This window comes from Vibrio sp. Y20_XG_PY13 (genome assembly GCF_024181925.1).
GTDB classification, from domain to species: domain Bacteria; phylum Pseudomonadota; class Gammaproteobacteria; order Enterobacterales; family Vibrionaceae; genus Vibrio; species Vibrio parahaemolyticus.
Genome location: NZ_JAMZAL010000003.1, coordinates 489,201 through 509,694 on the forward strand (window position 1 = coordinate 489,201; position 20,494 = coordinate 509,694).

The 20,494-nt window shown below is 45.6% G+C and carries 18 protein-coding genes; 6 read left to right on the top strand and 12 right to left on the bottom strand.

All coding sequences use genetic code 11. The features are described 5' to 3' along the window. The first annotated feature begins 1 nt into the window (after position 1). Together NL646_RS11095 and NL646_RS11100 are read left to right on the top strand one after the other, a co-directional pair. Positions 2–1,366 carry a TrkH family potassium uptake protein gene (locus tag NL646_RS11095; protein WP_021484042.1) on the top strand — a complete coding sequence of 455 codons (1,365 nt, stop codon included), beginning with the start codon at positions 2–4 and terminating at the stop codon, positions 1,364–1,366. 385 nt (positions 1,367–1,751) lie between these two features. Then, complete coding sequence (locus tag NL646_RS11100; RefSeq protein WP_253664233.1) at positions 1,752–3,797, top strand: EAL domain-containing protein; 2,046 nt, start codon at positions 1,752–1,754, stop codon at positions 3,795–3,797. Between the two features lie 67 nt (positions 3,798–3,864). On the opposite strand, the gene azu is transcribed toward NL646_RS11100, so the two are convergent. Next, positions 3,865–4,317: an azurin gene (gene azu / locus NL646_RS11105; RefSeq protein ID WP_005463034.1), complete on the bottom strand. Its 453-nt coding sequence runs from the start codon at positions 4,315–4,317 to the stop codon at positions 3,865–3,867. A 312-nt stretch (positions 4,318–4,629) separates the two neighbouring features. Further along, complete coding sequence (locus tag NL646_RS11110; RefSeq protein WP_046268813.1) at positions 4,630–5,280, bottom strand: HAD family phosphatase; 651 nt, start codon at positions 5,278–5,280, stop codon at positions 4,630–4,632. A 479-nt stretch (positions 5,281–5,759) separates the two neighbouring features. On the opposite strand from NL646_RS11110, the gene NL646_RS11115 reads away from it, so the two are divergent. Further along, complete coding sequence (locus tag NL646_RS11115; protein ID WP_253664234.1) at positions 5,760–6,455, top strand: hypothetical protein; 696 nt, start codon at positions 5,760–5,762, stop codon at positions 6,453–6,455. An 80-nt stretch (positions 6,456–6,535) separates the two neighbouring features. Here the strand turns inward: NL646_RS11115 and manA are convergent, their stop codons facing one another. Continuing rightward, entirely contained in the window at positions 6,536–7,768 is a 1,233-nt protein-coding gene (gene manA, locus NL646_RS11120; RefSeq protein ID WP_025790725.1) for a mannose-6-phosphate isomerase, class I, read from the bottom strand. Between the two features lie 76 nt (positions 7,769–7,844). After that, on the bottom strand, positions 7,845–9,752 hold the full coding sequence (locus NL646_RS11125) for a fructose-specific PTS transporter subunit EIIC (protein WP_042763907.1): 1,908 nt from the start codon (positions 9,750–9,752) through the stop codon (positions 7,845–7,847). 385 nt (positions 9,753–10,137) lie between these two features. Between NL646_RS11125 and NL646_RS11130 the strand changes: the two genes are divergently transcribed. Further along, positions 10,138–10,980, top strand: a complete 843-nt coding sequence (locus NL646_RS11130; RefSeq protein ID WP_023584587.1) for a helix-turn-helix transcriptional regulator — start codon at positions 10,138–10,140, stop codon at positions 10,978–10,980. Positions 10,981–11,014: 34 nt separating this feature from the next. On the opposite strand, the gene NL646_RS11135 is transcribed toward NL646_RS11130, so the two are convergent. Together NL646_RS11135 and NL646_RS11140 are read right to left on the bottom strand one after the other, a co-directional pair. Next, positions 11,015–11,791, bottom strand: a complete 777-nt coding sequence (locus NL646_RS11135) for a PTS sugar transporter subunit IIA (RefSeq protein WP_253664235.1) — start codon at positions 11,789–11,791, stop codon at positions 11,015–11,017. Positions 11,792–11,799: 8 nt separating this feature from the next. Continuing rightward, complete coding sequence (locus NL646_RS11140; RefSeq protein WP_005463048.1) at positions 11,800–12,102, bottom strand: PTS fructose transporter subunit IIB; 303 nt, start codon at positions 12,100–12,102, stop codon at positions 11,800–11,802. A gap of 267 nt (positions 12,103–12,369) precedes the next feature. On the opposite strand from NL646_RS11140, the gene NL646_RS11145 reads away from it, so the two are divergent. Together NL646_RS11145 and NL646_RS11150 are read left to right on the top strand one after the other, a co-directional pair. After that, positions 12,370–14,241 (top strand): fructose-specific PTS transporter subunit EIIC, encoded by a 1,872-nt coding sequence (locus NL646_RS11145; RefSeq protein ID WP_025524218.1) that lies wholly within the window; start codon positions 12,370–12,372, stop codon positions 14,239–14,241. 179 nt (positions 14,242–14,420) lie between these two features. Continuing rightward, positions 14,421–15,299, top strand: a complete 879-nt coding sequence (locus NL646_RS11150; protein ID WP_253664236.1) for an NAD(P)-dependent oxidoreductase — start codon at positions 14,421–14,423, stop codon at positions 15,297–15,299. 125 nt (positions 15,300–15,424) lie between these two features. On the opposite strand, the gene NL646_RS11155 is transcribed toward NL646_RS11150, so the two are convergent. The 6 genes from NL646_RS11155 to NL646_RS11180 all read right to left on the bottom strand — a co-directional run bounded on the left by NL646_RS11155 (position 15,425) and on the right by NL646_RS11180 (position 20,494). Continuing rightward, on the bottom strand, positions 15,425–16,864 hold the full coding sequence (locus NL646_RS11155; RefSeq protein WP_015313530.1) for a catalase: 1,440 nt from the start codon (positions 16,862–16,864) through the stop codon (positions 15,425–15,427). 334 nt (positions 16,865–17,198) lie between these two features. Next, positions 17,199–17,816, bottom strand: coding sequence for a glutathione S-transferase family protein (locus tag NL646_RS11160; protein ID WP_005499689.1), 618 nt, complete (start codon positions 17,814–17,816; stop codon positions 17,199–17,201). Between the two features lie 27 nt (positions 17,817–17,843). Then, a complete protein-coding gene (locus NL646_RS11165) occupies positions 17,844–18,878 on the bottom strand; it encodes an NADP-dependent oxidoreductase (RefSeq protein ID WP_017447298.1) in 1,035 nt (344 codons plus the stop codon). A 147-nt stretch (positions 18,879–19,025) separates the two neighbouring features. Beyond that, positions 19,026–19,625 (bottom strand): TetR/AcrR family transcriptional regulator, encoded by a 600-nt coding sequence (locus NL646_RS11170; protein ID WP_005463060.1) that lies wholly within the window; start codon positions 19,623–19,625, stop codon positions 19,026–19,028. 48 nt (positions 19,626–19,673) lie between these two features. Further along, positions 19,674–19,997, bottom strand: coding sequence for a N(4)-acetylcytidine aminohydrolase (yqfB, locus tag NL646_RS11175; protein WP_005485079.1), 324 nt, complete (start codon positions 19,995–19,997; stop codon positions 19,674–19,676). A 95-nt stretch (positions 19,998–20,092) separates the two neighbouring features. Next, a complete protein-coding gene (locus NL646_RS11180) occupies positions 20,093–20,494 on the bottom strand; it encodes a VanZ family protein (protein ID WP_005478113.1) in 402 nt (133 codons plus the stop codon).

Here is a 20,494-nt window from a genome sequence, read left to right on the forward strand (position 1 = left end):
CATGGTTTTGTGGCATCCCTCTATTATCCCAATCGAGCGAAAACCTAAAGCGGGTAAAAAATTGTTGGGCGCACCGCCGCTGATACTTAGCCTCAGTTTTGCGTGCTTGATCATGCTCGGCACAGTTTTACTCAAACTGCCGATTGCCACCACAGAGCCCATCACTTGGATTCAAAGCCTGTTTACTGCGACATCGGCCATTACGGTGACGGGATTAGTTGTGGTAGACACGGGCACGGCGTTTACGCCTTTTGGGCAAGTGGTTATTGCTTTCCTGATTCAATGTGGTGGCCTAGGTTTAATGACGTTTGCCATCGTGACTTTGCTGGCTCTGGGCGGAAAAATAGGCTTTTTGGAGCGAGCCGTCGCGAGAGAGGCGTTCAACCAAACTGACTCGTCGACACTCATTGCCACTGCTAAATCTGTATTGATGTTCGCTCTGCTCGTTGAACTTATTGGTTTCACTATTTTGAGCGTTTATTGGAGTGAAGAGCTGGGCTGGAAAACCAGTCTGTTCCATGGTTTCTTCTACACCATCAGTGCGTTTAACAATGCAGGTTTTGCGTTGAGTGCCGATAGCTTAATGCCTTACGTGGACGACCCGGTCGTTAACTTCACCATTACCAGTTTGTTTATTATTGGTGGTTTAGGCTTCTCGGTTTGGATTGACTTAAAACGCAATCGCCGTTGGCACCGACTCACCGTTTACAGTCGAATGATGATCTTAGGCACGATGATCATTAACGTGGTGGCACTTATCGCGATTTACCTGATTGAATATGACAACCCCAACACGCTTGCCCCGTTGAGCGAAGCAGGGAAATGGTGGGCATCGTGGTTTCAAGCGGTGACGCCAAGAACGGCAGGGTTCAACACTTTAGCTATCGATCAGTTGGAAGATGCCACAACGGCGATCATTCTGGTGTTGATGTTTATCGGCGGTGGATCATTGAGCACGGCAAGTGGTATTAAAGTTGTGACATTTATGGTGTTAGTCTTGGCAACTTACAGTTATTTGCGTCGCGATGAAGCAACCTATGCCTTTCAACGCGAGATTCCCAAAGAGACCATCAGCAAGGCATTGGCGCTGACTCTGATCTCGGTGGGTGTAACTTGGTTTGCCATATTCACGCTGTTACTGACAGAGAAAGCGTCTATGTTAGACATTATGTTCGAAGCGGTCTCGGCGCTAGGTACGGTTGGGTTATCGCGAGGCTTAACGGGCAGTTTGTCCGAACCAGGTGAGTTAGTGATCATCTTCATGATGTTTATGGGACGATTAGGGCCTCTTACTTTAGCGTACTTCTTAGCCAGTCCAAGAAAGAAAAAAGCGCGTTACGCGAGCACTAAACTGGCAATAGGATGATGAAACCGATGCGGGGCAAAGCATGTGGATGGCATGCTTTGCTGTTTGCTTGTGCATAGCATTATTACTAAATTGTTCATCGAAAGTTATATAAAAAGAGGAACAAATGAGCTTTATGAGTAAGTGGCAATTTCTGTAATAACCATAAATTATATATGCCTTTTGTTTGTCGTGAAGGTCAATAATCTCATTGGATCGAGCGATGTATAGTCGCTAAATTAAGTTGGCAACTTTTCCGTGCTGTTATTGGCATTTAGTACCCATTGTTTGACCTTAATAAGAAAAACGACATTACCCATCAACAATGTTTGCCTGAGTTTCGGCTGTTGTATTAACGGCTGCATTTTCTGCAGTTGAAGATAACTACTTTACAAAAGAACTCTCCATGCAAACTCGCCGCGAACTCTTCTTTGCCCCTTTTCAGCGTCTGGCTGTAATCGCAGAGCAATGGCGAGCTGGGTCTAAATCTTACTTAACAGACTTAGCTTCAATCGCGTTACTGCTTCTCCCACTGACATTATCCAACGCGCTGGCTATTCTACTTGGTCACGCATTTCGAGTGGCGGGCTTGGGTGATGTTTCCTTACTGCTTTTCCACCTTTCCGACATTTTGATCAACCTATATCCCACGGCATTTTGCGTGGTTGCTGCATATTATTTGTCGCACAAAGCCAATGTATCGAGCGTGGTGCTTATTATTTATTCGCTGATCATGTTTTATTTGGTGTCGATAGAAAATGAAAGCCTATCCGCCACGTATACGTTGCCCAATAACTCTCTGTTGGCGCTGATCAGCGCCATGATGTCGTATTTGTACTGCAAACATTTGAGAATTCAATTGCTTGAACCCCAAGCACTGGACTTTACTTCTCGGCTGTTTAAAGACGTTTTGCACTTTTTCGTATTTGTTCTTGTCGCGGTAAGCCTGTCTCACGTCACTGCGGCGATCATGGTGTGGTTTAGTGGCGCAGTGCGCAGTATCGGCGTCGATCCTTTAACGCTTGAAGGCGGTTTAATCTATCAAACCGTTTTGGGGTTGCTAGGGGCGACAGGCATCAATGCTCACAACATGTTGTTTGCCATCAAGCAGCAGATATACGCTGCGACCGAAGCCAACATGGCTGCTTGGCAAGCTGGCGAAGCGTCGCTTAACGTTATCAGCCAAGGTTTTTACGACGCCTTTTTGTCTATGGGTGGTTCAGGAAACAGTGTCTGTTTGCTTTTGTGTATCCTGATTTTTGCCAGAGAGCGCAACCACATCATGTTGGCGTTGGCGGCAGCGCCATTGGTGATGTTCAACATTAATGAAGTGTTGCTGTTTGGTTTGCCGATCATCTTTAACCCTATTCTCATCATCCCATTTGTGCTGGTGCCTTTGGTGAGTTTCGTGATTACTTATGTGAGCATTGCGTCGGGTATGATTGATCCGGTCGAGAAGATCGTGAACTGGATGACGCCGCCGTTAATCAGTGGATATGTCGCAATGGGAAATCATATTCAAGGCACAATACTTCAACTGATAGTGATCGCGGCAGGGGTATTGATCTATCGACCTTTTTATCTTGCTTATGCTGGCAAACACGCGAGTCAATTCGGGCTGAACAATGCGCTGAATGGTATTGAACAATCGCTGTTTAAGTCTCTGCTTAATAGCGTGAAAGATTCAAACATATACAGTATCAACAAATCATCAGCTCAGAAGCGTTTGACTTCAATTCTGCGAGAAGGGGAGCTGGTGATGTTTTATCAAAAGCTACAATCGATTCATGAAGAGAAAGTGTTCTCCTATGAAGCGCTGATTCGTTACATCGACAAAGAGGGAAAACTGTGCCCTCCAACGTTCATCAGTGACTTCCAAATGCTTGATGCCATGCCGCTACTCGATAAGTTGGTCATCGAAAAAGTGCTGTCGGACATGAAAACAATGTCGTTATCGCCGTCACGTCGAGTTGCGATCAATATTTCGGTTTCGACGATCGAACAAGCGGATTTTGTTCAGCACTTACAAGGGCGACTTGAGCACTATGGCGTGTCCCCAGATTGGTTAGAAATCGAGATAACCGAAGAGGCGGTGTTAAACGATAAAGTGTCGTTGACCAATACGATGATCGCGCTGCAAGCGTGTGGTATTCGCATCGCAATGGATGATTTCGGAACGGGTTATGCTTCGTTTCCGCATTTGCTCAAATATCCGTTTGATAAGATCAAACTCGACCGTTCATTACTGCTTGATGCCACAGATGAAAAGGGGCGCGAGTTATACCGAATTGTGGCTAAACTCGGGCACATTGCCAACTGCGAAGTCGTAGCCGAGGGCGTAGAAACTCAAGCAGAATACGAGTTCGTCGCGCAATGTGGCGTCGACAAAGTACAAGGTTTTTATCTGGCCAAACCGATGCCGAGACAAGACTTATCGGATGAGAGAGCATGACCCGATTCGCGTAGTAAAAAGGGAAGCACGCGCTTCCCTTTAGTCACACTCAAATTGAATTCAACGATTATTTGAACTCAAATTTACCCTGCATGATCGCCCAGTGACCAGGGAATGAGCAGAAGAATGAGTAATCACCGCCAGCCGTCATTTTTTCCGTGCTGAATGTAATGCTGGTGCTTTCACCGCCACCAACGACTTTCGTGTGAGCGTAAACGCGCTCGTCGTCTGGCTTCACGTAACTGTTATCTGCACCAGCAGACATGCCGTCAGTGCCTACCGCTTGGATGTTGGCTGTATCTGCGATGACAACGTTGTGCCCCATAGATTGCGCTGGCATTTTACCAGTGTGGTTGAGCGTTAGCGTTACTTCTTTACAAGTTGCTGGAACACTCAATGTTTTGGTCGAAAACTGCATCATATCGTTAGCATCAATAGAAACCTCACACTCGGCACTGGCTTGTGCGCCGAAGCTCAATCCTGCCAGTGCCAAGGTTGCTGCTAATATACGTAAAGACATATAACACTCTCCATTTTGTTGTTTTGGGCTGACTTGGACTTTTTTGTCCAATAGTTCTCATTATCAGCCAGTTTTGACCCGAAAAACGTGCTTCAATCGGTATATTGACGATTTGTTGCAAACTTGTACTGGTTCGTTCCACTGATTGATCACTGAACAACCTGATTTTCTTTCGTGGCGTGAACTGGCTCAATTCTCAATTCGTGTAGGTTGAGGGAGTCGATTCAATTAAGAGGGGGAATATGAGATGGGTAAGAAACTAAGCGAAAGCCCAACGTCGACGTTGGGCTTTAGAACGTATTCAGAGGAGGATTAGCGAGTCTGTTTAAGCTCGGCTAATACTTCGTGCAGTGAAGGCACGATAGCGTGACCAAATTGTTTCACTTCATCGCAAGGTTCAACCAAGTCCGGAATTTGATAAGTGACCATGTTTGCCGCTACAGCGGCGCGAACACCATTATTGGAATCTTCAAAGGCCAAACATCGGCTTGGCTCTACATCCAGACGGTTCGCTGCCAGTAAATAGATTTCTGGATCGGGTTTGCCGTGGCTCACTTCGCAGCCTGTCGTTAGGTTATCGAAGTATTTGCTCAATCCTGCTAATTCCAGTTTGATTTTTGCCACTTCTTTCGCAGTAGATGTCGCGACCGCGATAGGTAAGCCCTGTGCTTTCAACCACTCCAGCAACTCAACAACGCCATCTTTTACAGGGATGGCTTGGTGTTTGACAACTGCGTTGTAACGAGTGCGCCATTCAAGATGTAGGCGGTCTAAATTCTCGCCGTAGGCTTTGCGGAAAATCGTCTCAATTCCTGCCGCATTGCGGCCAATGATCGATAGGTAAACATCTTCATAAAACGGAAGGTTTTGTACTTCACATGCTTCTTGGAAAATACGCATACAGACACGTTCAGTATCAAGAAGTAAACCATCCATATCAAAAATAGCAGCTTGGTATTTCATTACATTACAGGCTTGTTGAGTGAGGGAACACATTCTGGCATAAGCCGACGTAATTTTCTCGGAAATTTACTTTTCTGTTTGTCGCAGCTGTATAAATCGGGTGCGGTCTTATTCGATAGGGTGACTTTATGGCTCTAAAACAAAAATGGTGACAGCGCAGCGTATATCATTCTAATTAATCAATATTATTTTTATTGGTACTGTTTATGTTTTCGTAGTTAATTTATTGTAAATATTGATTGTTTAAATGTTTTGGATTATTCCCGTAGAGTTTTTATAAAAACTATCTCTAATTAAAGCGTGAAACTTGTCGTAATTCATTACTTGGTTTTTAGGTTATTGAGTTGAATGGTTTTTTTATCACTACAATAGATGTTGTTTAAGATATGAATGTCTCGATAACTATTCCTTCAAGCTTAAAAAGTACAGAGCGTTTTAATGAAGCCCGAAGTGAGTGGTTTGTATTGTGGAGTTTAAGGATGAAGTTTAAAATCGGTTTAATATCTGCAGCTATTTTGTTATCTGGGTGCGCGACTCAAAAAATGGCTTTCCCGACACAAAACAAATTAACCATTACAGGCAATACGTTGGTGTACGACGGCATGATTACCGGGGATGCCGTGCTTGAAGCCATAAGAATGGTGAATGATAGTGACCAGAAAGTGACAACATTACGCATTACCAGTAGTGGTGGTGATATTGGCGTCGGGATCGAGTTTGGTCACTTCATAAAAAACAACGATATGGATGTGATCGTCAGCCAATTGTGTTTTTCTGCTTGCGCGAATTACATATTGCCTGCGGCGAAAAGTGTGGTGATTGGAAAAGATGCGCTTATTGGGTGGCATGGTGGCGCGAATCAGAGTGACGAGATGTGGGATCAATCGGTTCCTTCGCAATACGAAAAGCAGTTTTATCGCTATCTTACTCGCTTACGAATTAAAGAAGCGGAGTTCTACAACAAAGTAGGAGTGGATCCAAATATTACCGTTTATGGGCATACGAGAACGAGTACATGCCAACGTTCAACGCTCGCGAATGGTTGGTATTACACTGAATCTGATATGCGGCACATGGGAATTAAGAACCTGACTGTGCAAGGTGAATTACTGGACACTTTGAACTACAACAACAGCGAGATTAATTCTTGTTTGATGCCGAAAATATTTAATTAATTATCACTGCCACAAAAATAGCTCGAGTGAAAAAGAAAACGCCTCGCTTAAATTGCGAGGCGTTTTTGTTTCAATTTGAATCAACTGTAAGCCCGTGCAACACGACCTTCGCAATTCAAGGTGTATTGTTTGGCGTAAGCTGGGATGAAAACAGATTGGCCTTTATCTACTACACACGTTTCACCATTTGCGTGTGTAATTACGAGCGGGGAATCTAGCGGCAACAGGATTTCTGCGGTTCTTACATCAAGTGTTCGTTGGTTGGCCTGCTTTACAATCGCGAATTTGAAATCGTCGACGGGAATTGGGTATTCCAACATGTCGTTGTTTTCGATTGGTGCAAGCAGTAGGGTGTCGAATGGTTTTTCTTCGAAGCGTGTGCATGCAACGAGTTCTTTTACGTCCATATACTTCGGTGTTAAACCTGCGCGTAGTACGTTGTCTGAGTTCGCCATGATCTCAAGCCCCGTCCCTTTCAGGTACGCGTGTGGCGTTTCTGCATCCAAGAACATCGCTTCGCCTGGTTTCAGAGTGATAACGTTGAGTAGCAAGGGCGCAAACAAACCAATGTCGCCCGGGTATTGCGTTTCTAACTCCAAGATCAGGTTGAACAGAGGTAAGTCGGTGATGCGAGCTTGTGCCAATAGCACCGTCAACGCCATCTCTTTCTGTTCGCCTTCCAGTGACAATAGACCGGAGAAGAAGCTCGCCAAGCCTTTTGAAGTTTGATTATCGATAAGGTCATCCACCAAGCCTTGCAGCTCAGGAATCGCCAGCTCAGAGAAGAAGCTGATGATTTCACTTGTTGGGCGGAAGCCATTCATCGCTTGGTATTCGGTTAGCGCGTAAACCAATTCTGGTTTGTGGTTTGGATCTTTGTAGTTACGGTTTGCTGCGGTTAGGGGAATGCCTTGTTTTTCTTCCAGTGCAAAACCTAGTTCTGCTTGTTGCTTGTTTGGGTGCACCTGAATCGACAGCGCTTTCTCAGCGGCAAGCACTTTAAACAGGTATGGAAGTTCACCAAAACGGTTTGCGACTTCTTCACTCAGAAAAGCATTCATGTCTTGAGCAATCAGTGAAGAGAGTTTGGTCTCCTCGCCGTTTACCATCACCACTGAGCAACCGTTTGGATGCGCGCCCATCCATACTTCTGCTTGTGGTTCGCCCGTTGGGTTTTCAATGCCAAACAGTTGGTTAACAGAAGTAGTACTGCCCCAAGCGTAGTTTTGAATCACGTTGTTCATCAGGAAAAACGTCGGATGCGCAGCTTGAGTTTGAATCGTTTGTGTATCGGACATCGTTAAATCAGACATAGAGTGTCACCATGAGAGAAAATCATGGCTTGGGCGACATTGCCCAAGCCATAGGAGCCATTTGGGGGAGGGGGGATTAAGCGGCTGCTTGCATCATTTTTGCTTTACGTACTTTCTTCAACGTTACACACGTTACTGCGGTAACCGTTGCGCCAGCTGCCATACAAATCAGAGCAAGGACTGGATGGTTCATCGCGCCAAGTAGAGCGACAACTGGACCGCCGTGAGCAACGCTGTTGGTGATGCCGAATGAGAACGCCATTACTGCCGCCACCATTGAGCCAAGTACGTTTGCAGGAATCACTGACATTGGATCTTGCGCCGCGAATGGAATAGCACCCTCAGAGATACCAACCAGACCCATTGCACCTGCTGCTTTACCTGCTTCGGTTTCTGATTCTTCGAACAGGTCGAACTTACGACCAAGCGCCGTTGCCAGTGCCATGCCTAGAGGAGCAACAGGGATTGCACACGCCATCGCACCCATAAATTGAGTTTGACCGCTCGCAATCATGCCCACAGAGAATAGGAATGCGACCTTGTTGAATGGACCACCCATATCGAAGCCAGCCATACCACCAAGTACGATACCCAGTAGAACGACGTTACCTGTACTCATGCTAGTGAGTAGCGCAGTCAGACCGTCCATTAGGCTTGCGATTGGCGCGCCGATAACGAAGATGAAAAGACCTGCGATGAACAACGAGCCTGTGATTGGTGCGATCATGATTGGCACCAAAGGTTGGATGAATTTGTGGTAGTTAATCGACGTAATCCACTTCACGAAGTAACCCACAAGCAGACCTGCGATGATGGCACCGATAAAGCCTGTACCAGCGTCTGCGCCGTAGAAAGAACCGTTGTTTGCAATCCAACCACCGATCAAGCCAGGAGCTAGAGCTGGGCGGTCAGCAATCGCGTAAGCAATGTAACCGGCAAGGATTGGGATCATCAGGGTAAAGGCAACCACACCGACATTGAGGATTTGGTTCCACATGCTGCCTTCAGGAATCGCCATGCCCGCTTCACTTGGCTGACCGCCTACAGCAAGAGCAAGGGCAATCAGCAGACCACCGGTTACGACGAATGGGATCATGTGTGATACGCCATTCATCAAGTAGCGATATAAGTCAGAACGAGCTTGAGAAGCTTTGTCGGCAACCGATGCTTGCGTATTGCCATTGGAATCAGCTTGGTACGTCGGTGCGTTTAACGCTTCATTAATCAGCCCTTGAGCATCACGGATTGGGGCTTTTACGTTGGTTTTAACCACGCGTTTGCCCGCAAAGCGGTTCATATCGACTTGTTTGTCACAGGCGACGATGATGGCATCTGCACGCTCGATTTCTTCTGCGGTTGGACTGTTTTTCACACCGATTGAACCATTCGTTTCAACCTTGATTTCGTAACCCATCGCCGCAGCACCTTTCTCTAGCGCTTCTGCTGCTAGGTAGGTGTGAGCAACGCCCGCAGGACAACCGGTAACACCAATGATGAAACCTTGGTTTGCTGGAGCATCTGTCACTGGTTGCGGTTCTTCTTTAGCAAGAAGGAGTGCCAGTGCGTCTTGGCTGTTTGCTGCGCCCAAGAACGCATCGATGAAACCATCTTCAATCAGTTTTGAAGACAGTTCTGCAAGTACTTCGATGTGGTGGTTATCGCCACCGTCTGGAGAAGCGATCATGAAGAACAGCTTTGAAGGTAAACCGTCTTCCGCGCCGTACTCGATACCTGATTTGCTTACGCCGATCACAACCGCCGGTTCAATCACAGCGGCGCTTTTCGCGTGTGGAATTGCCACGCCATCTTCAAATCCGGTATTTCCTAATTCTTCACGTGCTTTTATATCTGCAAGAAATTGTGTTTGGTCAGAAATACGACCTTGGGCATGAAGAACGGCAACCAGTTCTTTAAATACGTCTTCTTTTGAAGACGCTTTAAGATCAAGCTTAATTAAGTCTTCATTTATTAGTTTGGTGATCATTGTCGAACCCCTATAAATATAATTTTTATTTCAGGGGTATTTTTAAATTACTGAGAAAAAGACTGTAGTGAAGAAAAAATGCATTTACTGGAGGATTGTAACCGACTAACTATAGTGTGATTTAGATCGTTCACTGGACAAATCTAGCTGCATATCTGTGACATGATGGATAAGAAGCTAAACGATAAGTAAAATGTGGCTTTGCTCCCATTTGAAAAGGGATTGAGTGTTGTTGATAGAGTTTTTGTTACTGGAGATTTGATACGTTAACTGGATTTTTGTAACATTAAAATGAAAGTGTGATTTTGCTCAATAGCACAAAAGTCCAGTCCGGTGTATATCTATAGTAAATAGCATCATTGATGCATATATAGAGTGTGAGACAATGATTTTTCATGATTTAATTTCAGCGGTATTAAATGAAAGAGAGCCATTTCATAATATTTGGTTTGCAGGAGATTTTCATACGCCGCCTGAATTTAGCTATCAAGTTAATTTCCCTCGCCTAGAGTTAGTTCTGGATGGGGAATATATTAATGAAATGGAAAGTCATGATCGAAAAGTAACGCACATCGTTGCTAAAAAAGGCGACGCGATATTTATTCCACCTAACTGTTGGAATAAACCAGACTGGGATACCGATTGCTCAGTGTTAAGTATTTTGTTTGGGCGTCGACAACTAGGGTTAAGTTTGGTGAGCAAACGCAAAGGTGAGGCAAACTTTTACGATATTCAAAAGCATAGCATCCAAACACGCTCAGGATTTGCGATAGATAACATCTTAGAAGCGTTGAGCTCACTGGCTCGTGAGAATACTAAAAAACCAATGGATGAGCTTTTACTGCAAGCATTACTGCAATACGCGAAGACGATGTTGGATGCACCAGTCGAGCAGCAGGCACATAGCCGTGTGCAAGATCTCTATCAAGGGATTTGTATCTACATTCAAGAGAACTTCCATCGCCCAATCACGCGTGACAGCATTGCGTCGAGATTCAGTATTTCCTCGAACCATTTGTCGCGCTTGTTCCGTCAGCAGGGGCACATGACCTTGGCAGACTACATTACTTGGGTACGCGTGGATCGTGCGAAGTTTATGCTCAAGAAATACAACTTCAAACTCAATGACGTGTCAGTGCGCTGTGGATTTAAAGACGTGAACTATTTCTGCCGAGTATTTAAGAACCGTACAGGCAGAACGCCGACGGAATATCGTGGTTCGATTTAAGCCTTCAGTCAGAGTGCGTAAATCATAGAGAAGTTTAGGCGAGCAGCCTCGACATGGCGTACATCAGCAGCGCTTGTAAGTCGACGCTGCTTTTTGTTAGTAGTAGGCGTTCCGCCATTTGATCGGTAAGCAGATTTCGTGTGAGGTTAGTGGCCGCAATGATCTGTTCTCTGGTCGGCTTTTCTGGCATCACCAGTGCTATAGCCAGATGAACATCACCCATCTTTGAAGCCCAATCCATCGACTTGTCATTTGCAATAACGGCAATGGAAATATGGTCAACACCTGAAAACATCACATGCGGTAGAGCGATCCCCGGAGTCACGCAAGTTGATGAACGTTCTTCTCGTTTAATAAAAGCAAGGATCAGTTCGTCAGGATGAATGGGGTGGATCAGCTGAGCTAATCCTTTAAGGCATTCAAACTTGGTGAGCTCGGTATGCGCTTTGGCGTAGTGCCATTTGATTTCACAAGGTGGGCAAATTTGCGGTAAACGCTCGGCCAGTTGGCTAGAAAACTCATAGTTGATATGAGATCCCACCACCGTAAAGTGTTCAGCAATCATGTCTTTGATGACGAAGCAGGCCAGCTCTGCGTCAATGCCAATCGCTGTGATTTGACACAAATCACCTTGTTGTAGACCTGCTTGCAAAATCGCCACGGACTTGGTGAGTTCCGCAACACGATTTTGCGTTACATTAATGATATGTAAGGTACTTTTGAACTTCTTTGCCACTCGATTGAGTGGCTGAGTAAGGTGCGCACTGGCATTTGCATTATCGACGAAAAAGGTGATTTGGTATTCGTTCATCTGCAAATTTAGTCGCGGCAGTGGACGAGGAATACTTTGTCGACGTTCAGCAAAACCTCTTCAATGGGGATTTGAATTTTGCGCGTCCCTTCGAATCGGCCAGGTTGTTCTATCTCAATATCCGACACGATCAAAACCCGATCCGCTTGAGCAATATCGTGAGGAGTGAGCTGATTCTCTATCCCCATCGCACCTTGCGTTTCTACTTTAATTTGCACGTTATGTTTTGGCGCAGCTTTCATTAGTGCATCTGCAGCCATATAAGTATGAGCGATGCCTGTAGGGCATGCTGTCACCGCTACGATTTTCATGTTCTATCCATTTTATTTTTTGTGGATATTAGCACAGCCACCGCAGATTGAATTGATTTGAGCTGGATTAACGCAAGAGCTCTATCACAGTTTGAATCTCATGTTACATTAATCCAGTTAATGCACTTTTAGTCCTATATATCAAAGGGTAGGCACTGGTTAATCTATGCCCAAATAAAATGAGTAGGAACGCATACGAGCCAGGGGATCCTGTATCTCAAACTCACTTGGGTATATATTCGAGCGTGAATATTGGAAGGTAAAACAATGGACATCACAAACCTAATTGAGCTGGAAACGATATGTTTAGATCTAAAAGCTCAAACCAAAGATGAAGCGCTCAAAGAGCTGGTCGAGATGCTAGAGGCCGCCGGCAAGCTTAATAGTCAAAGCCAGTTCTTGGCAGATATCTGGAAACGAGAAGAGATCGGTAACACAGGATTTGATGATGGTATTGCGATCCCTCATGCCAAAAGTGATGCTGTAGCGAAACCGGCTGTCGCGGTCGGGATCAGCCGTAATGGGATTGATTATGGTGCCGAAGATGGCGAGCTGTCCGATGTGTTTTTTATGCTGGCGTCCCCAGATGGTGATGATCATCATCACATTGAAGTATTGGCACAAATTTCCACCAAAATTATCGAAGACGGCTTTGTTGAAAAGCTCAAGTTGGCTCAATCGCGAGAAGAAGCGCTTGAGATGCTGACTGATATTCAAACCCAATCCAATGAATTTCTCCCAACTTCTTTAGAATTTGCATCAGAACCTCTGAGCCCTTGGGCGCAAAAACTTGGCCGCATTAAAGAGCACTTGCTGTTTGGCACATCCCACATGATCCCGTTTATCGTTGCGGGCGGAGTGTTGTTGTCGTTGTCGGTGATGATCTCTGGTCACGGTGGTGTACCACAAGAGGGCATTTTGGCCGATATTGCCCAAATGGGGATTGCTGGCCTGACATTGTTTACTGCCGTTCTTGGCGGTTACATTGCTTATTCCATTGCCGACAAGCCGGGCCTTGCGCCGGGTATGATTGGATCTTGGATTGCGGTCAGTCATTACAATACGGGTTTTTTAGGTGCAATTGTGGTCGGCTTTTTTGCTGGCTTTGTCGTTTGGCTATTAAAGAAAATTCAGCTACCAGACAGCATGAGTTCGCTTGGCTCGATTTTTATTTATCCGCTAGTCGGTACGTTTGTTACTTGCGGCGCGGTGATGTGGGTGATAGGCGCTCCGATTGCCAGCGCAATGACCACCATGAACGAGGTGCTGACGGGCATGGCGGGCTCAGGCAAAGTGATGCTCGGAACTGTGCTTGGGGCCATGACCGCGTTTGATATGGGCGGCCCAATTAACAAAGTGGCGACGTTGTTTGCTCAAACCCAAGTGAACACGCAACCATGGTTGATGGGCGGGGTCGGTATTGCGATTTGTACGCCGCCATTGGGGATGGCACTAGCCACGTTTTTGGCGCCGAGTAAATTCAAGCGAGATGAACGCGAAGCGGGGAAAGCCGCAGGTATTATGGGGATGATCGGTATTAGCGAAGGTGCGATTCCTTTTGCCGCTGGTGACCCTGCTCGCGTGCTACCCGCTATTGTGGCGGGTGGCATCGTCGGTAACGTGATCGGCTTTATGTTCCACGTAATGAACCATGCTCCATGGGGCGGTTGGATTGTTCTCCCTGTTGTGGATGGAAAAATTGGTTATATCATCGGCACGATTGCGGGCTCAGTTACCACGGCATTGATCGTGATTGCACTAAAGAAAACCGTGACCGAAGATGAGAGTTACACAGGTCATTCTCAGGTATATGGTTCCGTTCAAGGCGAAGGTGAGGCGGATGTTTTGGCGGTTACATCTTGTCCATCAGGTGTGGCACATACGTTCTTAGCGGCGAAGTCATTGGAAAAAGCGGCTTGTGCACTCGGCATTAAGATTAAAGTCGAAACCCAAGGGGCGAATGGCGTCATCAACCGAATTACCGAGAAAGACATCGAGAAAGCGAAGTTTGTGATCTTTGCTCATGATGTCGCGATCAAAGAACCGGAACGTTTTCGAAAAATAAAAGTGTTGGATGTGACGACCAAGGATGCCATGTTGAACGCTACGGCTTTGTTGCAAGCACGTAGAGTGTCTTAGCATATAACTTCTGAGAAATTTTTCCTTAATAACCCTGCTGACTGCTTCGGTTTTTACTCCAACATCGTGCTCCGATTTTATTTGTGCCGCGAGTGAAGGATAAATTACGAGTAATGTTTTCAATTCTTTAGTAGCATGTTACAAAACATTTCAGTCAGGTGAACTAAGGGAAGCGTGCAATGGAAAAACAACGAGTAGCATTTATTGGTTTGGGTGTCATGGGCTACCCAATGGCGGGCTATTTGAGCAAAGCGGGGTATGAAACCAAAGTATACAACCGCACCAAAGCCAAAGCTGATAAATGGGCTGCAGAATGCAATGGCATTGCGTGCGAGACACCGCGAGAAGCGGCAGAAGGTTGCGATATCGTATTTACTTGTGTTGGTAATGATAACGACGTACGCAGCGTGGTGTATGGTGAAGAAGGCTTGTTAGTTGGTCTCAAAGCGGGCGCGGTTTTGGTTGATCACACAACAACCTCGGCAGAACTTGCTGTGGAACTGGCGGATGCGTGTAAAAAAGTGGGCAATCACTTTATCGATGCGCCAGTCTCGGGCGGTCAAGCGGGCGCAGAAAATGGCGTCTTGACCATCATGTGCGGTGGTGAACCGAATGTATTTGACCATGTTGCACCTGTGATGGATGTGTACGCGAAACAAATCACTCTACTGGGCGAAAATGGTCAGGGACAGCGTTGTAAAATGGTAAACCAAATCTGTATTGGTGGTATTTTGCAGGGCTTGAGTGAAGCACTTTTGCTTGCGCAAAAATCGGGCTTAGACATTGAACAGGTTGTCGAGACGCTGAAACACGGCGCTGCTGGTTCATGGCAAATGGAAAACCGTGCCACGACCATGGCGCAAGACAAGTTTGATTTTGGCTTCGCGATTGATTGGATGCGCAAAGACCTTGGCTTTTGTTTGGAAGAAGCTGAGCGTGTTGGGCTTGAGCTTCCATTGACTAAGATGGTCGACGAGCAGTACGCAGGCCTTCAACGTGAAGGGCTTGGCCGTATGGATACGTCAGTACTGATTAAGGCTGTAGCCAAAAATCAGTAGTAGATGAAGAACTCTTTGGTATCGAAGAGTTTGAAAAAGTCTAAATTGATCATATCGAATTTCTCTTAACTGGGAGGCGCAACGTGCGCCTCCCTTTTTATTTACTATGGAATATTTGCTGTGGGTTATTTCGCTAAACCTAACGCCAGTTCTAAGCCTTTGCCGTAAGCTTCGTCCGCTTGGTAAGCGTGGTTGACGTGACGTTCTTTAATGAAGTCTGGCACACCATCCATCGCTCGTGCGGTATTATCAAACAGCGCTTGGCGTTGCTCTTCGTTCATTAGTCGGAACAGGTCACCTGCTTGGCTAAAGTAATCCTCATCAACACGATGGTCGTAATGGTCAGCATGGCCGCTAATTCGCAATGGTGGCTCTGAATAATCAGGCTGCTCTGCCCACTCTTGTTTGTAGTTTGGCTCGTAACCTAGTGTTGAACCGAAGTTACCGTCAACTCGCATTGCGCCGTCACGATGGTAGCTGTGTACCGGACAACGAGGGGCGTTAACTGGAATTTGGTGATGGTTTACACCTAGGCGGTAACGCTGTGCATCTCCGTATGCAAACAAACGGCCTTGCAGCATTTTGTCTGGCGAGAAACCAATTCCAGGAACGATAGCTGCCGGGTTAAACGCGGATTGCTCAACTTCTGCATAGAAGTTTTCTGGGTTACGGTTCAGTTCAAACTCACCTACAGGGATAAGTGGATAATCTTTTTGAGACCATACTCTTGTTAGGTCGAATGGGTTGAAGTTAACTTCGTCGGCTTCTAATTCTGGCATGATCTGTACGTACATTTTCCATTTCGGGAAATCCTGACGCTCAATCGACTCATACAAATCGCGGTGATGGCTTTCACGATCTCTGCCCGCCAGCAGTTGTGCTTCCTCATCGCTGATGTTCTTAATACCTTGCTGAGTTTTGAAGTGGAACTTCACCCAGTAGCGTTCATTTTCAGCGTTGATAAAGCTGAATGTATGGCTACCGAAGCCGTGCATGTGACGGTAGGACGCAGGAATACCACGATCACTCATGACGATGGTTACTTGATGGAACGCTTCTGGCAGCGATGTCCAAAAATCCCAGTTGTTGGTCGAGCTGCGCATGTTGGTGCGTGGATCGCGTTTCACCGCGTGGTTGAGGTCAGGGAACTTCAACGGGTCACGTAAGAAGAAGACTGGCGTGTTGTTGCCGACTAAATCCCAGTTGCCTTCTTCGGTGTAAAATTTTAGGGCGAAACCACGGATGTCTCGTTCTGCATCCGCTGCGCCGCGCTCACCCGCAACGGTCGTAAAGCGAGCAAATAGCTCGGTCTTTTTACCAACCTCAGAGAAAATTTTTGCACGAGTGTATTTTGTAATGTCGTGAGTCACGGTGAATGTGCCGTAGGCACCAGAACCTTTTGCGTGCATACGACGCTCAGGGATCACTTCACGATCAAAGTGCGCTAGCTTTTCTAGAAACCAGACATCTTGTAGGAGTTGAGGGCCACGTGGGCCTGCTGTCATCACGTTTTGGTTATGAGCAACTGGGCAACCTGCCGCAGTCGTTAGCTTTTTGTTTGTCATTCTTATTTCCCTCCAGGGATTCATCAAAACCTTAGAATCTGAAAGGAAGATTATTACGGAAAGTCATGAGGTTAAAGCTGATAATGCTTATCAATTCAATAGGTGGTGACTATGGCCGAAAAGTCACAGAAATCAGAATTGGACTACATTTTAGTTGTTGATTTATCTTAGGATTTATTAGCAACAATCAAGAATAATTGGTAGAGATAGAAGAGGCATGAATGATTGAATTTATAAATGAATACTTGCGCTCTATTTCGATAAAAAACGTCCCTTTGATGCGATTGAGACAACGTTATTTGTCTTCAATCCAAGCCTCAAAGGGACGATTAAATTAAGCGTAGTTCACTTCAATTTGTTCGGCTTTCTCGAAAGCAGGGTGCGTCGCAAGTTGTTTACCGTAACGAACCATATTCGGGAATTGTTCTGCTAGGCCAAACATCTGTACTAACTCAACGATGAAAGACATCATGATGTCTGCACCCGTCAATCGCTCTTCTACGAGGTAGGTTTTTCCTTCCAACGCTTGTTCGAAGTAGCTCAATACATTCATTGCTTCTTTGTCGGCGTATGCAGGCAAAAACTGCATCGAGTTCGGCTCTTTACTGATGAATATTTTCAATAGCATCGGCAAAATAGCGGAGCTTTCTGCAAAGTGCATCCATTGTAAATATTCAGTATGCGCTTTTGTACCACGTTTAGGGGCAAGCGCTCCATCGCTGTACTTTTCAATCAAGTATTCAGTCATGGCTCCTGATTCAATAATAAACTCACCATCATCTTCAAGGAGTGGCGACTTACCAAGTGGATGAACGCTCTTTAGTTCTGGCGGTGCCATGAAAGTCACTTTGTCACGAACGTAAGGCACGATTTCGTATTCCACGTTGAGCTCTTCAAGTAACCAGATAATACGCTTAGAGCGTGACTGATTCAGATGATGAAGTTTTATCATTTGTTATCCCTTCCTTATTGCGGGTTGTTATAGTGGGTCGTTGATTTTTACAACAAGCTTGCCAAAGTTTTTGCCTTCTAGCAGACCGATAAATGCCTCTGGCGCATTGTCTAGACCTTCTACTAGATGTTCGCGGTATTGGATCTTTCCTTCAGCCAACCACTGATTGATATCTTGAGCGAACTCACCGTAACGGTGACCGTAGTCATCAAAAATGATAAAGCCTTGTACCTTGATTCGTTTCGTCAGTAGCTTACCCATTAGCAGAGGTAGATGGTCTGTGCCTTCAGGCAATTCTGTTGCGTTGTATTGAGAAATCAATCCACATAAAGGGATACGTGCACTGGTATTGAGGAGTGGCATGACAGCTTCGAATACTTTGCCGCCCACGTTTTCAAAGTAAACATCGATGCCGTTGTAGCATGCATCTTTCAATTGTTGTTCGAAATCATCTGCTTTGTGATCGATACACTCATCAAAGCCTAAAACCTCTTTTGCGTAGCGACATTTTTCTTCGCCACCGGCGATACCAACTACTCGGCAGCCTTTGATTTTACCGATTTGACCAACTGTCGCGCCGACAGGGCCCGTTGCTGCAGCAACTACAATGGTTTCACCTGGTTTTGGTTGGCCAATATCCAACAAACCCATGTATGCGGTAAAGCCAGGCATGCCTGCAACACCCAGAGCGTATGATGGGTTTTGTGGCTCTTTGCCTAATTTAATCACCATCTCTCCGGTAGAAATTGCGTAGTCTTGCCAACCCACGGTGTACGCAAGTACCCATTCACCCGCCTCATAGTCCGGGTGGTTTGATGTTTCTACCTGACAAACGGTGCCGCCAATCATCACATCGTCTAGCGCTACTGGTTCTGCATAAGATTCTGCATCGCTCATGCGACCGCGCATGTATGGATCTAGAGAGAGGTAAACCGTTCGCAGCAGCATTTCTCCTGCCTGTGGAACAGGTTTTGCTACTTCCTCTAGGCGAAAGTTTTTAGTTGTAGGAGCACCATGTGGGCGTGATGCTAGGACTATTCTACGATTGGTTGCGTTAGTCATGTTTATCTCACTTATAGATTAGACCGGTCGTCTAGTGTTCGTTCCAAAATATCCCGCTCTTAGAGCGGGAAGATTTAGTGTGTACCAAAAGGTTAATAGCCCAAATGAAACACGTGTAGGGTATTCATCTTACTTTAACGTTACTTGTTATGGGCAAGTACGCGTGTTTTGCAGTAGATGTTGAGTATAGGTCAGGCTTTGCGTGAGCGCTTCCTGATCTTGATACAGTTTGTTCAGTAAGCTTGCGCCATTCCAAAGATAATAAATCTGTCTGGCCAACAATGCGCTATCACCGTTTGGGATAGAGCCATCTTGAATACCGACATCAATACACTCTGCCATAGCTTGAATGGTCTTATCAGCGCCTCGACGCAGTGCGATACGCATAGGCTCCGATAAATCTGACACTTCGGCGCTTAGCTTCACTAACAAACATTTGTTTGCATTGCAGACATCATCTTCCACTTTTACCATTTCTTCAAAGTAGCTCATTAAGCGTTGGTAGCCATTGAGCTCGGTATTAGTGAAGCGGGCAGTCAATTGTTCAAAGTACTTGTTAAAGTAATCTTGAATCATTGCCTCACCAAACTGCTCTTTAGATTTGAAGTAATGATAAAACGAGCCTTTTGGCACTTCGGCCGTTTTTAGTAGCTCTGAAAGTCCAACACTCGTAAAACCTCGGGTAACAATCAATTCGTATCCGACGTCGAGAATGTGTTGGCGTGTGTCATTTGTTTTTGCGTTCATGGGCGGTACTATAAGATGAATTAGACCAGTCGTCTAGTTTTTTGTGGTCTACTTTTTGATCAATTCGTATTCGATAACAAATAGCTTATCGATATCCGGATAGATTTCTCGAATCAACTGTTTGAGTTTTGGCAACTCGATGGCTTCTTGTTCTGCGTGAAACTCGTTGATTTCATCAAAGTTTAATGGCTCAACAGACAAGATCTTGATATCACAAACCTTACGATCGGTTTCCAACGTGAACACTTCTACTTCTGTGTTTGGTACATAGTGACTTTCTGATTCGTCACGAATAGTGATGGTCTTTTGGCCAGAAGTGATCAATGGCGTGAGAAATTCGAAAAAGGTAATTTTTGTTGGATGAGATGACATGAGGCTCTCTTTTCTCCGGGTTATTTGGCAAGATTATATACCCAAATAACCCAAAGGTGTTTGCCTAACAACAGGTGCGTCACCTGCCGGAGAGTCTACGCACGAGAGCGAGATGTTCGAAAGAGGGTAATCGCTTTGGCACCAAAGTATCCAAGGATCATACCAATCCAGTTGGTACTCAAATCGTCAAAGCTGAATGAACGGCTTTCAATAAACAACTGGCTAAATTCTTCCGCCGAGATGATCAGCAGTAAGCAAAACAGCAGTCGAATCCCGAACGCATCCATTTTGGTTGCGTGGGTAAAGCGAGGGAAGGTAAACACAGCGAGAAAACCAATCAACATGCTAAACGTAAAATGCAGCGTGCTTGAGCCTCCAACATAGTTTTCCATATTCAGATAAACGGCATGATTTAGCTCTGAACTCTTCCACAAAGAAAGGCCGATTGTCAGTAGAGATATAGAAATAAAACCTAAACGTGCGATCGTCGAAGTCAT